Source organism: Leucobacter chromiireducens subsp. chromiireducens, from assembly GCF_016758255.1.
Lineage (GTDB): Bacteria > Actinomycetota > Actinomycetes > Actinomycetales > Microbacteriaceae > Leucobacter > Leucobacter chromiireducens.
In genome coordinates this window covers 1,271,133-1,286,458 of sequence record NZ_QYAD01000001.1, presented here as the reverse complement: position 1 = coordinate 1,286,458, position 15,326 = coordinate 1,271,133, and the positions used below count along the sequence as shown (strand labels likewise).

Genomic DNA, 15,326 nt, shown 5'->3' with positions numbered 1-15,326 from the left:
CCCCCTTCCAGGACGCTGCTCGGGTCCCGGGGCGCATGTACGAAGAGGCAAAATCCGCGTAATCATGCGGAAGTGTGCAGTTGTTGCAGTTCTATACCTATCTTTTTATACGCGGACGCGCGAGAGAAATAGTCTCTACAGAAAACTATGGCGAACAACTGCAACAACTGCACAAGGCTACTTGTGGCCCTCAGTTATGCAGCCCTTCTGACCGAGCTCTCTCAAGCCCGAGAGACCCTCTCCCCAACGACGAGCGGGCGACGCTCCAGGAAATAGTCGCAACACGCCGCAGATCATGTGCAGCAGGACTGGTAGAGTGGGTACCAGTAGAGCAGAACTAAGATCCCTGTCTGAAACTCCGGTCTACTTTCCGATTTGTGTGGCCCCGCGAGAGTCCTCTCCCGCGGGGCCTTCGGCATTCTGGGTCGCTCCGGCAGTGCGCGCCGCGGACTGCTGCTGCTCCTCGATGCTCGTAGACGAGTAGATCGTGAAGCTCGAAGCTATTTGTTCGCGAAAACTCCTGTTCAACGTCGTGTTTCGTCGCGTTTCGTGCGAGAATAGTTGCAAGCCGCGGACACTCCTACTTCGCCCGGGCCCCAACTGAATAGCACAGCAACAGAAGACGACTCAGCATCCGACGCACTGCCTCGTCGAGACGCCAACCGGCGATCTCGAAGACACGCAGATCGGATTCGTAATGAGCACGACTACGAGCGCAGGATGCGCTCCTCCCGCCGGCATCGCCGACGATCCCCTGGTCATCGAGGCGGACCTGCTGGCGCAGATCCCGGGCATGACCACGCGCCGCTGGCGCGACTGGCGCCGCGTCGGCAACGCACCGCAGCCGGACGTCACCAGCGGCCACTCGCGCTGGTACCGCACGAGCACCGTCGAGGCCTGGCTCGCTGAGCACGGCCACGCCGCCTCCTCAGCCGAGGGGGTGCAGCGATGAGCACCACGAACCTCGCCTCCCGTCCCACTCGCTCTTCACTTTGGGCCCGTGCGGGCTCCGTGACCGGCTGGCGCCGCTGGACGGCGCTGCTGCTGCTCGTGCTGATCCCGCTGACGGTCGTCGGCGGCATCCTCGGCGCGAGCTCGGCCCGCGCAGAGGAGAACGAGAGCCTCCAGTACTCGTTCTACCGTGTCTCGTCCGCCATGACCGCGTTCTTCAGCTCCACGCAGGGGCCCGACGTCGAGGACGGCAAGTCCCTCGGCACCCTTGAGAACTGGTCGGGCGTCGTGACGAACCCTGGCAGCGCGGGGTCCTTCCTTGGCTACGCCGACCCGAGCTTCTCCAGCGTCACCGGGTGGCTCTCCTCCAAGCTCTCCGGCTCCTCGGACGCGATCGGGTACGACACCCTCGCCCTCCGCGACGAGGACGACGCGGTCGTCGACGACTCCCTGCAGGGCCTCGTCGGCTACGCCTACTACGGCGCGTCGCTGAAGGGGCTGGGCTTCGACGGCACGAGCACGGGCCTCTCGCTCGGGTTCATGGAGATGGCCGGCGGCTTCGTCGTGTCCGCCTTCTACCTCCTCTCGGGCGCGGTCGACTGGCTTTTCGAGGCCGTGATCAACGCGATGGCGTTCCTCAACCCGTTCAAGCTGTTCTACCTTGGCGTGCAGGCCGTGGTCCCCGCCGACGTCGCGGACGGGATGGTCGGCGGCGACACGAGCGTGTTCGGCCCGCTGAGCGGCCTCGCGAGCTGGATCAGCGGGTGGTACCAGGTGCTCACGCAGCTGTCCTGGGCCGTGATGGTGCCCGTCTTCGTCGCCGTGCTCCTCATGGGGCTGCTGCTCTACAAGAAGATGAACCGGGGCAGCGCGATCAAGAAGCTGCTGATCCGGGTCGCCTTCATCGGGCTGGGTCTGCCACTGCTGGGCTCGATGTACACGGGCACCCTGACCTCGATGCAGGCCGCCGCCGACTCGGGCAACGCTGGCGCTACCCGCGTCATCATGTCGACCTTCGTGGACTTCGAGAGCTGGGCGAAGAACTCGCGCCTCGCGGTGCCCGAGGGCGCGACTATCGAATGGGACTCGTCGCGGGACACCCCGACGAACGAGGCACAGATGAACGTGCGGAACTCCGCGCTGGCCATCAACTCCCGCTCGCTCGGCCTCGGGCTCGACCCGATCCTGACGTCCGACAACGCGCAGACCTGGACGGACGCGGCGGTCCGGGGCGGTGCTGACGAGTACCAGTACGGCTCGTGGACGTACGGCAAGGCCGCGGACATGCTGCTGCGCTACATGGGCAACGCCCAGTTCAGCGCGTCGTCGTTCGAGACCGAGTCGAAGGGCGGGCTCTCCAAGATCTCTGCCGACACCCTCTCGAACGCCACCAAGAAGGGCTGGTTCAGCTCGGCGGAGAGCGGCGACGGCAAGGACAAGCAGTTCGTGAAGGACGGCGACCTCGCCGACATGCCAGCGGACCGGATCAACGGCAACCCGGTGATCTCGCTCGCCGACGGCGCTGGCCTCACTGCCACGAGGAGCGGGAGCGCCTATGAGTTCTCCACCGCGTCGTACTGCTACGGACCGGGGATCGTCCCGACCTACGGCTCGGACATGGGGCCGCGCAGCTGCAACCTCTCGCCGCTCGCGATGTACAACTACCTGAACACCGACTTCGGGCCGACCTCGATGACGATGTACTCGTCGTCGAACGTCTCCAGCGAGGCGACGCGCTCGATCCACAACTCGGTGAACCTGGTTGGCTCCGGCGCGATGTCGGCCCTGTACTGGACGAACGCGGTGGTGCTCCTGGCCGCCTTCGTGTTCATCGGGTTCGGCTACGCGATCTCGATGGCGCTGGCGAGCATCCGCCGCACTTTCCAGATGGTCTCGGCCGTGCCGTTCGCGACGCTCGGCGCCCTGGCGGCTATCGCCAAGGTGCTCGTCTACACCGTCGCGCTCATCGCGCAGGTGTTCCTGACGGTGTTCCTGTACAAGCTGGTCCAGGAGTTCCTGATCGCGCTGCCGCAGATCATCGAGTCCCCGTTCGCGCAGCTGCTCAACTCGAACAAGGCCGCGAACGGCTTCATGCAGTACCTGGTGAGCGGCACCGGGTTCTCCCTGGTGGTGACGATCGTCTCGATCGTCTTCACGATCGCGTTCACGGTCATGGCGATGCGCGTGCGCAAGAGCCTGGTCAAGGCGGTCGAGGAGGCGGTGACCAAGCTGGTCGAGAAGCTGACCGAGACTTCGGTGGGCGCGCCCGGTGGCGGAGGCGGTGCGCTCGCGCCTGCCCTCGCCGGCGGTCTCGGCGCGGGCGCGGGAGCCGCGATGGCGAACCGCGCGATGCAGAACGCTGCGGGGAAGAAGGGTCTCGCCGCCGGTGTGCCCGGCAGTGGAAAGGGTCCCGACGGCATGGGCACTGCAGGCGGCTTCACCGGCGGCACCGACGGCGGCGACTCCTCGACGACCGTCGGCGGCGAGATCGAGACCGGCGACGGGACGCTCGCGGTCGAGGGCAGCGGCGACGCCCCCGCGCCCGGCAACGGCGACCCCGGCAGCCCTCTGGAGCTCACCGCGGGCCCCAGCGGCGACTCTGCTGCTACCGAGACCGCCGAGGGCAAGCGCGTCGAGGTGGAGGGTCTCAGCCCCGACGGGCGGGGCTACGCCGTCGACGCCAACGGCGACGCGGTCCCGGCGAAGCCTGTCCAGGGCGACTCCGACGCCATGAGCGACGTTTCGTCGTCCATGGAGGAGAGCGCCGAGGGCTACAAGGCCGCCGACAAGCAGAAGCTGGCAGCTGGCACCGAGGGCGCTCAGGCCGTCGGCCATGGCGCGGTCGCGGTCGGTCGCGGCTTCGCGGGCGATGCGGCCGGTGCCGCTGAGTCCGGCGGACGCGCGGTCGAGCACGGCGGTCAGGCTGTTGCTGCTGGTGAGCGCGCCAAGCAGGCGGAGCAGGACGCCGGCCGCTCCAGCCTGGACAAGCCGAGCACGAAGCACGCCGACCGCGCGCAGAAGGCCCAGCAGGTCTCGCAGGTTGGCGGCACCGTGGCGAACGCCGCGGGCGCGGCGTCCTCGACTGGCGGCGCTGGCAAGGCTGCGTCCCAGGGAGCAGGAGCGGCCAAGGCCCCTGCGAAGGCCCCGCAGGCCGCTCAGAAGGGCGCGAGCGCCCCGAAGAGCACCCCTACGGCGCCGAAGCAGGCGCCTCGTCCGGCCGCGCCGCAGCGCGCCTCCTCGACGACGAACGTGTCCAGCACGTCGGTCGACCGCAGTAGCAGCGTCGACCGCCGCAGCAAGGTCGTCAACAAGTCGAAGAAGCGCATCGCCCCGCCGAAGACCGGCGGTAAGGCCACGAAAGGCCTGAAGCCCGGCAGCGGCTCGGGTAAGCGGTCCTGACCGGCGAGCACCCTCCCTGAAAAGCAGAACCCCCACGGCGCCAGCCGTGGGGGTTCTGTGCTCTCCCCAGCGCACGCTCCCTCTTTGCGGGGAGGGAGGCGCTCGGGCGGTGGGTGGTTACTGCGGGAGCGTCGCGAACGCGATGGCGAACCAGATGAGCACGACGGCGATCACGGCTGCGCTCAGGTAGCCGACGACGAGCGCCGCCGTGGCGAACGCGGTGCTGGTGCTGTGCTTCCTGGCACGCCGGCGCGCGACGTGCCCCAACGGGATCGCGACGAACCAGAGCCCGAGGAACGCGAAGAGGAACGAGATGACGGAGAGCGTCTCGTGGCGGGCGGGCGGTGCGACGGGCAGCACGGAGGTCGCGGGTGCGTGGGCGATCGTAGTGTTCGACATGATGGTGGCTCCTTCGTTTGGTTAACCGGTCACCATCTATCCCGGCCCGCCTATGGCGGGCACCCGCCTGAGACGCATCGTCTTCGGCCCGGGAGGGATCGTCCGTAAGCCGAACCATTCGCAACAGGAACGCTTCCGTACCTGGTACGAGAGCGTTCCTGACGAGAGCGTTAAAGAGTGGGAGAATCTCTGAGGCGCAGGCTCGGCGCGGGGCTGCGGGGGCAGCGCGAGCACTGGGGACTGACGCAGGAGCAGCTTGCGGAGCGGATCGGCGTCACGCCTCGATACCTGGCTGCGTTGGAGCGCGGCGAGCGGAACGTGACGATGGACACATTCGACGAGTACGCGGGTCTCCTCGGACTGGACGCGCAGGCTCTGCTGGCTGGCGAGACGCACGACGAGCTGCCAGCGGTGAGGCCGAGGCCCGACGACGCGAACCCGAAGGGTCGGCGGAAGCGCTCGTAGCGGGGTGCTGTAACTAACTATTCACACTTCCGGAGCGCGGATTATTCGGCTCACGTGACGTCATCGGCTACGGCGCCCGCGAGGGAGATCACCCCTCCTACGGGCGGCTGCTCAGAGCGTGGGCATTGCGGCGCATGATGCGAACGCAGCGTACCGCGAAGCCCTCCTCAACCCTCGCGCGAGCTCCCTCTGGGAGGAGGGATCCGCGCCCGCCAGGGGCTCAGACAGGGGTGGAAAGGGCCTCTGCAGGGGCTCAGAGCGGCAAAACGTACCACTTAGAAATGCTTCGTGGTACGTTCCTGAGGCTTCGTGGTACGTTCTGGAGGCCTTCGTGGTACGTTTTTCGACTCTTTTTTATTGATTTATCAATGTAAATAGAGAAGAACGTACCAGGTGTACCAGGAAATAACATGCCATATACACGCGCATGCGCACGCACACACGCACATGTAAAGTCTTCGGAAATGTCGGTACTCGTGGTACGTTTTGCAAGAAATCCCCGGTCAGCGTGCATTTACAGACCTTTAGACCGTAGCTATTACGATTTCTTCGCGGTACAGTCACTTTTCGCGCTCCGCTCGGTTGCGCGTCATTTACCCTCTCTGACCTGGGGTTTTCTCGTCTGTTCCACGAACGAGAAACGTACCTCGAACGAGCACCGCTTCGTGGTACGTTTCGTGGAACAGCTCGCTCTACGCCTCGCAATGTTGGGTCGCGCCGGCAGTGCGCGAACGCAGATCCGGTGAAAAGAAAGACCCCGCGGCCGAAGCCACGGGGTCTCTACAGAAGGAGGCGACTGATATGAGGGTTACAAAGCCTCTCGCCAGGCACCATCCCGGACCGTGCTGCGCACGGTCCAGCTCTAGCCCTGCTGCTCGCTGCGCTACGCCGCGGGCGCACTGCTCAAGCCCAGCGCCGTGAGCACCGCCTCTACTGCAGCAGAGTCAACCCGGGCGCCGCGCTCGATGAGCTGAAGCGTGCTCCGCCCCAGGCCGGCCAGCTCGGCGAGCTCGATCTGCGAGAGCCCGGCACCCAAGCGTGCTGCGCGGATACGTGCGCCGAGCGCCTCGTCGGGCGTGTCCCGCGCGCGCCACTTCGTCATCGGCAGCGGCGCGAGCACCAGGTGCGACGTCTCGATGCAGCGGAGGTAGCCGCGCTCGTCTTCTCCTCTCGCCCGAGCGAGCCCCTGGCAGGTGTGCTCCAGCCTGTAGCCTTCAGGCACCGGCTTACTGTGTTCCAGCTCCCAGGCGAGCTCGTGGGCGCGGCGTACGGTGCCGCCGTACTGCACCTGGGGCCTGCCCGCACGGTCGGTCGACCTCGTCCAGAGGCGGCAGCCGTCCGGCGAGCGCTCTGAGTGCATCGCGAGCACCTCCTCGGCGCTCATGCCCCGCTTGCGCGGCGCTGTGTTTTTCGTACTGCTCATGTCCCCTCCTGTTCTTGTCTTGTCTCTTCTGCTCCGAGCAGTGTTCTGCGATCCGGGGGCGCGAGCACCCGGTCGCATGCTCACCCGGGCCGGGCTTTGCCCGGCCACCAGCGACAAAGTTGGAGAACAAGAAACAACAAGAGCAGCAGCACAGCTACTCCCCTGCCTCGTTTCCTGCTCGTTTACGAGGAGAAAACGGTGATCTTGGCATCTTCCACCAACGATGAAACCCCAGGTCAGACGCGCGTTTCTTCCTGGTTCTTGAGCGAATACGTGATAGGCTTGCAGCAGGCACCTCCGGGCTTTCAGAGCCCGGGCAGGATGACCTCCACGACGAGACCTAGACGCAACAGCATCCCTCTGTACAAGTACGCTGGCGGCGCTTGAGTCTCGAAGGAATGAGAGAACCTCACGCACGCCAAGCGGCAAGCGTAAAGGCGGTTCTCTCTATGAGCACCAAGTTCTCCCGCGGCCCCGATGCCGCGAACCGGGCGGAGAGGCGTAAGCGCGGCATGCGCGGCGCTCCTGCCAAGATCCTCACCGGCGGCATGGCCGCTGGCCTGCTCCTCGGCGCCCTGGCCCCGGCCTCCGGCGCGTTCGCGTGGAGTTCCGGCGGTGGCGCGAACCCCGGCACCGGCGGCAGCAACGGCAACTACGCTGAGACTCCCTACGGTGTCTCGTTCGACGACTACAACGCCGACGGCACTCCGGTGCAGGGTGTGGGCCTTGCCTCGATGGACTACCTGATGGCTTTCGCGAATGCTCCGCAGCGCTATCCGAACATCGAGGCTGCGTGCACGCAGGCGCTCTCGAACGCCGACTCGCAGCCCGGAGCTACCCCCGGGCAGTCGCGCGTGATCGGCATCTGGTGGTCGGCCGGATCGTCGGGGCCCTTCCCGACGGGCAGCAGCTACCACCAGAGCGATAACTACTTCTGGCAGAACGCCTGGAACCCCTGGATCAGCGGCGGCTTCGCCGGGCTGAACATCAGGGCTGGTCTCGCGGGCGCTGACCTCGCGGCCTATGACGCCGCCGTGAACAGCGCGCTCGTCGGCACCGGCGTGACGACCAGCTGGGACGCCACCACTTCGGCCGCGTGCATCGCGCTGTCGAACAACCAGCCCGAGCCGAACTACCAGCTGACGCTTTCGACCGACCACTCGGCGAACGTGCCGGTCGTCGCCGGCACCCAGCAGGCTGTGTACGACACGATCAACGCCAGTCGCGGGAGCTCCTCGATCAGCGAGAACGTGAACGCTACGGTCACTCTTCGCTGGAGCGGTCCTGAGAGCGCGGCGGACGCCGTCGATGCCTCGGTGTCGAAGACGGTGTCGATCGCCAACAACGGCTCGACCCGCTCGCCTGACTTCACGCCTGCCGACTTCGGCTGGCATTCGTGGCCGTCGGGCAAGTTCTGGTTCGACGTCGACGTCGCCAAGCAGGGCAAGATGAAGGATCCCGCCTCTCATGCCGGCGTGAACGACGAGCGCGAGAACTGGACGACCCCTCGTGACGAGGACGTCGTCAAGTACCTGACTTCTGGCGACCCGGCTGATGCCGTCGCCGACCAGGAGGTCTTCGCGAGCGGCATGTTCTACAACGCGGTGATCACCGCGGCTGTGAACGGCTACGAGTCGAGCATGACGATCACGGACACGATCCATACCGATCAGGTGTTCATCGGCTCGCGGACCGCCGACGTGCAGGACGCCGCGTACATGCTCGATCCCGAGGGCAACCGTGTTGACGGGGCTCAGATCTCGATCGACCGCTCGGCAGCAGGAACCGTCGTCGTCTCGGGCACCGTGACTGACATTCCGACTGCCTTCCAGTCGCGCGACTACACTCTGGTCGTCCCGACGTACTTCCTGCCGACGGGCGCCGACTACACCGTCGAGGACGACTCCTCGGTGTGCTACACCCGCGACGTCGACGAGTGCATCGAGGGCAACAGCGAGTCGGTGCGCAAGGTGACTCCTGCTCCTGACAAGGTGTGGGTGCTCGACGAGACCGGTGCGCTGACCGCCGCCGATCCGAGTCACACGAATCAGGAGGGCGCTGACGGCAAGGTCTTCCTGATGAACGACGAGGTCGCAGCCGTCGTGAACGGTCGCATCCCCGCGAACCTCGCGGAGCCGTTCTCCAGCTACGAGATCATCGACGACTGGACCGACTCGGCCCGCTACGTCGACTTCTCGGACGCGTCGAAGGCGAAGGTCTTCATCGAGACGGCGCCTGGCTCGGGTCAGTACACGAACGTGTCGAGCGACTTCGACATCACTGTGAACGGCAGCGTCACCACGGCGAAGGCGAAGGCCGGGTCGCAGTTCCTGGCGCAGTCGAAGAACTCGTCGAGCGTCGACCGCAAGGTGAAGCTCGTGATCTCCGGCGCGTTCAAGGACGACTACGACACGAATGGCGAGCTCGTGCAGCTCACCAACGCCGGCCACGAGGTCTGGAACAACGAGACCGTGGACACCAACGTGCCTCCGGTGTTCACCTGGACTCCTGACCCCAACAAGCAGGTGCTCGGCTCTGCTGACGAGTCCGGTGACAAGACCTACGAGAACATCGACGGTCTCAGCGTGTTCCCCGGCCAGAAGCTGGAGTACTCGGTGGGCGTGGATCTCCGGGTGCCCGAGAACACCGCTCGCGGCGTGAAGTCGCTGGCCGTGCTGGACACCTACGACCCGATGTTCGCTCCTGATAAGACGAGCGTCGAGTTCTGGGACTCGCGCGATCCGCGCAACCCCAAGCCGGTTCCCGCGAAGAACTACAAGCTGACGTTCGACGAGGCGACCAACTCGTTCCGTGCCGATTTCACCCAGGAGTGGATCGACGCGAACGTGAACGTCGAGGGCGCCAACAGCGAGTGGCAGACCAAGGGCTGGCTGACGATGCGCTTCACGGGCACCGTGAGGGACACCGCCCCGGGCGGCAGCACGGTCAAGAACCAGGCGTTCCAGATCATCAACGGCGCGTCGACCGCGACGGAGATCCCTGAGGTCAAGATCCCTGAGATCGAGCCCGACAAGGAGGACCTGAACGTCCACACGCTGGAGAACATCGACGGCAAGACCGTGGTGCAGGGCGATCACCTGCTCTACCGGCTGACGCTCGATGCTCGCGTCTCCGCTGACGAGCTGGCGTACAACGTGCACAAGCTCGGCATGGTCGACGACTTCGACGAGGAGTACCTGGATCTCACCGAGGCCGGCATCACCGTCAAGAACAAGGCCACCGGCGAGGACGTCACCGACAAGTTCAACATCCAGGTGAAGGACGGCAAGGCGTACGTGTTCGCCAAGCAGGTCGACAGCGTGAACTACTACGGCGAGACCGTGCCCGGCGATCCTCAGCCCGAGGACCTCGCTGCGTATGCGGAGGCTGCGATTGATCCGCACAAGACGCCGATCATCGAGCAGTCGCTGCTCGGTCACGAGTACTACGTGCTGCTGGACACTGTCGTGAGCAAGGAGGTGGATGGCTACACCATCTACAACCAGGCCACCCAGAACATCCAGAACACCTGGCACGAGACCAAGATCGTCTCGAACCCTCTGAAGGACATCGACCCTGACAAGGACGTGGTCGTGAGCGAGGAGACGAAGGACGATTCGATTAACGAGGCCGAGGTCAAGCTCTACAGCGACTTCAACTACCGGTTGAACAGCTCGGAGATCCCGGCGAACCGTGCGTACGCCGCGAGCCAGTGGCAGCTGAAGGACACCTTCGACCGCGTGCACGACGAGTTCACCGGGATCTGGGCGATCTACGCGAACACTGATGTCTACGAGGGCGACACGCTCATCTACAAGAAGGGCGACCTGCTGCAGGACTCGGCCGGTCATGAGACCGAGCCGCGCGACAGCCTCTTCGACGTGAAGTTCGACGGCGAGAGCTACACGCTCACTGTGGACGCGACCCAGAAGTACCTGGACCTCGTGAACACGCGCATGGACCTCGCGAACTCGTTCTCGGTGTACACCAAGATGATCCGCATTGCTCCTGGCGAGAAGATCGACAACCAGGTGACCGAGACCTACAACGAGGTCGAGCGCGAGAGCAACATCGTGTGGACGTCGACCCCTGAGAACCCGAGCATCAACGTGGAGAAGTACACGCTCCACGAGGGCTGGGAGCAGGGCAAGAAGGGCGACCGCGATCAGGTGGAGCTCGCGTACCCGCTGGATCCTGCGAACCTGGGCATGCTCGGTGACGAGGGTGCGGACGGTGTTGTGTCGGAGCCTCTGGAGATTGGTTTCTTCTTCGAGAATGACGGTGATGTGCCGCTGAAGGATGTGACGTTCTCGGACGCGACGATCGAGGACACCTTCGGCGACGTCGGCGGTATCATGTGCGAGGTCCCCGTGACCGAGGAGGACAAGATCGCTGCTGGCGAGGAGCTCGGCGATACTCGCTGGGTGAGCCCCGGTACGATCACGACTCTCGATGTGGGCGAGCGGATCGACTGCAAGGGCACGCTCTCGGGCATGCTCCCCGGCATGGTGCACGGCGACAACGTCACCGTGACCGGCAAGTCGGTGTTCACCGATAAGCAGGTCAGCGACGAGGATCCGTGGTTCGCTGCGGCTCCGTCTACTCCGGGTATCGACATCGAGAAGTACACGCTCTCCGAGGGCGTCAAGGACGGCGACCGCGACTCGTACAAGGACGCGCTCGCGCTGACTCCTGAGCAGGCGAAGGACGGCGTCCAGATCGGCTTCGACATCACCAACACCGGTGACGAGCCGCTGAAGGAGCTGGACTTCTCCGACGTCACGAACGACGCCACGACCGGCAAGGTTGAGGACATCCGCTGGGCCGTGCCCGAGGGCGCCGAGACCGGGGCCGACCGTGAGGGCCTCGTGCAGCCTGCTGCCGGCCCTGCTGACACTCTGGTCGCAGTCGCGACCGAGTTTGTGGACGGCGCGCCTGTCGCTCCTGCTGCCCCCGAGGAGGAGGCTTCTGCCGAGGCTGAGGCTCCCGCCGAGACCGAGCAGCCTGCCGCGGCCGATACCGTCGAGATCGACGGCGTCAAGTATGAGCTGCGCTCGCTCGACGAGCTGAAGGACCACGTCCTGATGCCCGGCGAGACTGTGACCCTGGTCGGCGTCCTGAAGGGCGTCGAGGCCGGTACCGGACACCAGGACGTCGCCGACGTCGAGGGCACCGCGGTCTACTCGGGCACGAAGGTGTCTGACGATGATCCGTGGAACGCGAAGCTCCCGTCGGCCGAGGTGCCGAACCCGCCGTGCGGCTGCGACGATCCGAGCGACCCGAAGGGCGCCGTCACCGGTGACCCGCTGGCGTCGACCGGTGGCCAGGCCGCTCTCTGGGCCGGTATCGCGTTGCTGATCCTGGCGGCTGGTGCCACCACCGCCTGGGCCGTGTCGCGCAAGCGCCGCGCCGAGCTGCTGACCGCGGCCGGCATCGACGAGGCGCCGCTGGAGCAGTAGTCTCTGCGGCTTCTGCCCTGTGAAAGCGAGAACCCCCGCAGCATTAGCTGCGGGGGTTCTCTGCTGCTCGGGGCCGGCTGCTACCAGCACTGCATGCCGGCAGGGCAGCCACCGATTCCGCCTCCGGTGCCAGGGGGCGGGGTGATCATGCCGCCACCGCCTCCACCGCCGGTGCTGCCGCTACCACCGCCGCCCGAGCCACCGCTCCAGCCGGAGTCGCCTCCGCTGTAGTCGTCGTAGCCGTAATCGTATTCGTTGTACTGTGCTGCTGCCGCCGCTTCTGCGGCTGCGGCTTCTGCAGCGGCCTGCTCGGCAGCGATCCGGGCCGCCTCTGCTGCTGCGGCTTCTGCGGCGATGCGCGCGGCCTCGTCGGCCTGGAAGACCTCGAAGTCGTCGGCGAGCTCCTCGGTGGCGCTGTCGAGCGCTGTCGCGCTCTGCTGCACGGCCTCGACCTGGGCGGTGATCGCCGCGGCGTCGTCACGGGTCTCGCAGGCGCTCGCGAGGCCCTTCTCCGCCTTCGTGAGCTCCGCCTGGGCGTCGGTCACACTGTCGATGAGCTCCTGCCCGCTCGGGCGAGCAGGCACAGCCTCGACGGCGGGCTTGTCTCCCTCCGCCTTCTGGGCGGGTATCTCTTCTACCGCAGGCCGCTCGGCGTACAGAGTGCTGGTGCCGGCGCTGTCCGGGAGCACAGTGTCTTCGACAGCGGTGAGCCCGTCTGATGCGGCCAGCTGGGTGGTCTTGGCAGTCTTACTTGCCAGAGCGGCCGCGTCGGTTGCGGTAGCGCAGAGACGGGCCGTCTCGGCGTTGTAGCTGTTGACGCTGATTGCCGTGGCGGCGATGCCGCCGCCGAGCACGAGGGCCCCAGCTGCGATCCAGGCGATGAGCGCCTTCCTGCTGCGCTTTTTGGTCTTCTCGCCGGTCCCGCTATCGGGCGCTGCGGTGTTGGTGCTGATGTCGTCGTTGCTGTTCATGATGCAACTCGTCCTCCTTCGTCGGTGACCTGCGGCCGGGCTTGTCCCGGTCGCTGGTGCTGAGCTTTACTTTGCTGCTCACCTCGGGTGCCTTGGCGCACGAGGTGGCCGGGACTGTCCTCTGACAGCCCTCACACCCACCCCCGTGCCCGGCTGCGCCGGGCACGGGACAGGTGACCGCGTGCACGTGCGCTCCCCAGATGGAGCGCACGGCACCCGATGGCGCCCGTAGGGCGCCTGGCCCGCCATAGGCGGTGCTCTCCGGGTAGAAAAAGTACCCCGGTGCGTGCAAGCGCGTCGGGGCCCCCTGCAGAAGAAGTCGAGGACCGCGCAGCGCAGTCCTCAGTCGCGTGGCGGAAAGGCGTGGTGCGCATTCACCGAGTGTATCGAAAGAGGAACGGAAGCGTTCCTTGCAAACAATTCGGTAGAGCGGAGCAGCGATCGCCCCCAGTGAAAAAGAAGACCCCCGAGGCGCGATGCCTCGGGGGTCTATCTGCTCTCATTGCTCTGGGAACCGCGACACGAAGTCGTTGACATGCAGTCGCAGCATCGCTGCTACCTCCCTATTGCTATGCCCTGTCGCGCGGGCTTCGCTTACCACTGCCTTCCTACAGGCGTGCACCTGTGCCTGGACGGCCGCCAGGAGGCGCAGCAGGTCCTCGACGGACACAGAGAGGTGCGCAGCCCTCTCCGCTGCGGAGAGGAGCTCCTGGAGCTCGTACTGCCTGAGGGAGGCGCACTCCTCCTGCACGATGAGCTCGTGCTCAAGCAGCGCGGTCATCGTTGCGCTGCCTCTGCGGTGCTGACCACGGTCTCCATGGCGCAGGCGCCGTGCTCGGGGCAGACCCTCACCCTGTACGCGCCGAGGTCCGGGAAGAACAGCAGTTCCCTCGTGCAGAGCTGGGGCGGGTCGCAGTCGAGGCAGAAGCGCTGCCACTTCTCATCGGCGATCTCATTGGCAGACATGGCTCAGCAGCTCCTGAACACGTACACGCCGGAGGCCGGAGCCTGAGCGTCCAGCACAGCGTAGTCGTGCGCCAGCTCGCGGGCGTGGCTCTTCCAGTCGAAGTGCTGCGCGACCTCCTCGGGAACGCCGTTCAGCATCCCCGTGCTGTCGACGAGATCAGCCGCGTACTCCTCGAAGGAGTCCCAGTTCCCACAGTAGCGGTCGTGGAAATCACCGAGGGCAGGCACGTCGCTCCTGCCGTCGCCCTCGGCGACGTAGTCGCCGCTCGCGACCCAGGCCCGCAGGGCAGGGCGCAGGTGCTCTTCCACGGCGAGCAGAGCCTCGGCCTGCTGCTGGGCCTCGTAGGGGCTCATCTCGCGGTCGACGAGCATGTATTCGGTGTCGTAGCACCAGAGCTCCTCGCAGCCGGCAGGGTTTAGGCCCGTGCCTCTGTGCAGCTCGGTGACGGTGATAGTGCTCGCCTCCGCGGCGTCGTACCAGTCGCCGACCAGATAGCCGGAGTTGTAATGAGCCATGCAGCCGAGCCAGACGCTCGGTGTCTGCGCTGTGCTGTTTCGGCTTGTAGAAGAAGAAACAGTAGTAACCATGGGAGCGCCCTCCGGTCTCGTGCGCGAGCAGCGGCGGACGTGCCGTGCTCATCAGGGAGGCTCCCGGCCCCGCGTGAGCGGGGCGGCTCCGCGTGGTGTGCTGCTCCGCAGAGAAACAAAAGGTGTAACGATCCAATAACGAAAAAGAACAGTGACGGAGTGTTCCCATCTCTGTCACATTTTTGCGTACTAGACTTTAGCTTCACTACTCGATACCCGGGACGGGCATCATGACGATCACGAGCTGTTTTTTGCAGAGGTTACTCCGGCTCGTGGTGGCAGTGCAGAGCACTGCCCGGGAAATCACTTGAGAGAGAGATCCTGCTGAGGCAGAGGAGCTAAAGTCTAGTTCCTTCAGAAGCTGTCATAGGTGGTCGCCGGAAGCGGCCAGCTGAAGCCCTACCCCGACGCGATGAGCGTCGGATCGGGTGGACGAGTCGCCGCGCAGCATGCGCGAGCGCGAGAAGCACAGAGCGCGGCACGGACGCCGCGCGGGAAGTACAGCACGCGCACACGCGTGCGACAGGCCCCTGGCTGCGGTGATCGCAGCCAGGTAGCAACACAGAGAGCACTGGGCGGCAACACTGCCGCCCCGAGAAGCTGGTGAGACAGGTGAGAAGCGCCTGCCTCTGCGAGCCCGGCGCCCCTGGCGGAGCCTGCGAAGCGAGCGCTGTGACGAGCACAGCGAGCAGCAGAGCTTGGCGC

General features: G+C 65.8%; 10 protein-coding genes. 4 read left to right on the top strand and 6 right to left on the bottom strand.

Annotated elements, in window-relative coordinates:
• Positions 1–697 precede the first annotated feature (697 nt).
• On the top strand, positions 698–952 hold the full coding sequence (locus tag D3226_RS05925) for a hypothetical protein (protein ID WP_202381415.1): 255 nt from the start codon (positions 698–700) through the stop codon (positions 950–952).
• Positions 949–4,350 (top strand): hypothetical protein, encoded by a 3,402-nt coding sequence (locus D3226_RS05920; RefSeq protein ID WP_202381414.1) that lies wholly within the window; start codon positions 949–951, stop codon positions 4,348–4,350. The genes D3226_RS05925 and D3226_RS05920 overlap by 4 nt, the downstream gene beginning before the upstream one ends.
• Before the next feature lie 117 nt (positions 4,351–4,467).
• On the opposite strand, the gene D3226_RS05915 is transcribed toward D3226_RS05920, so the two are convergent.
• Complete coding sequence (locus D3226_RS05915; RefSeq protein WP_202381413.1) at positions 4,468–4,749, bottom strand: DUF4190 domain-containing protein; 282 nt, start codon at positions 4,747–4,749, stop codon at positions 4,468–4,470.
• Between the two features lie 177 nt (positions 4,750–4,926).
• On the opposite strand from D3226_RS05915, the gene D3226_RS05910 reads away from it, so the two are divergent.
• Entirely contained in the window at positions 4,927–5,214 is a 288-nt protein-coding gene (locus D3226_RS05910; RefSeq protein WP_202381412.1) for a helix-turn-helix domain-containing protein, read from the top strand.
• Positions 5,215–6,097: 883 nt separating this feature from the next.
• Here the strand turns inward: D3226_RS05910 and D3226_RS05905 are convergent.
• Entirely contained in the window at positions 6,098–6,637 is a 540-nt protein-coding gene (locus D3226_RS05905; RefSeq protein WP_202381411.1) for a helix-turn-helix domain-containing protein, read from the bottom strand.
• 449 nt (positions 6,638–7,086) lie between these two features.
• On the opposite strand from D3226_RS05905, the gene D3226_RS05900 reads away from it, so the two are divergent.
• Positions 7,087–12,096, top strand: a complete 5,010-nt coding sequence (locus D3226_RS05900; protein WP_202381410.1) for an LPXTG cell wall anchor domain-containing protein — start codon at positions 7,087–7,089, stop codon at positions 12,094–12,096.
• Positions 12,097–12,176: 80 nt separating this feature from the next.
• Here the strand turns inward: D3226_RS05900 and D3226_RS05895 are convergent, their stop codons facing one another.
• The 4 genes from D3226_RS05895 to D3226_RS05880 all read right to left on the bottom strand — a co-directional run bounded on the left by D3226_RS05895 (position 12,177) and on the right by D3226_RS05880 (position 14,621).
• Positions 12,177–13,067 (bottom strand): hypothetical protein, encoded by an 891-nt coding sequence (locus tag D3226_RS05895; protein WP_202381409.1) that lies wholly within the window; start codon positions 13,065–13,067, stop codon positions 12,177–12,179.
• Positions 13,068–13,566: 499 nt separating this feature from the next.
• Entirely contained in the window at positions 13,567–13,848 is a 282-nt protein-coding gene (locus tag D3226_RS05890) for a hypothetical protein (RefSeq protein WP_202381408.1), read from the bottom strand.
• A complete protein-coding gene (locus D3226_RS05885) occupies positions 13,845–14,033 on the bottom strand; it encodes a hypothetical protein (RefSeq protein ID WP_141886133.1) in 189 nt (62 codons plus the stop codon). The genes D3226_RS05890 and D3226_RS05885 overlap by 4 nt, the downstream gene beginning before the upstream one ends.
• A gap of 3 nt (positions 14,034–14,036) precedes the next feature.
• Positions 14,037–14,621 (bottom strand): antirestriction protein ArdA, encoded by a 585-nt coding sequence (locus D3226_RS05880; RefSeq protein ID WP_272928861.1) that lies wholly within the window; start codon positions 14,619–14,621, stop codon positions 14,037–14,039.
• Positions 14,622–15,326 lie beyond the last annotated feature (705 nt).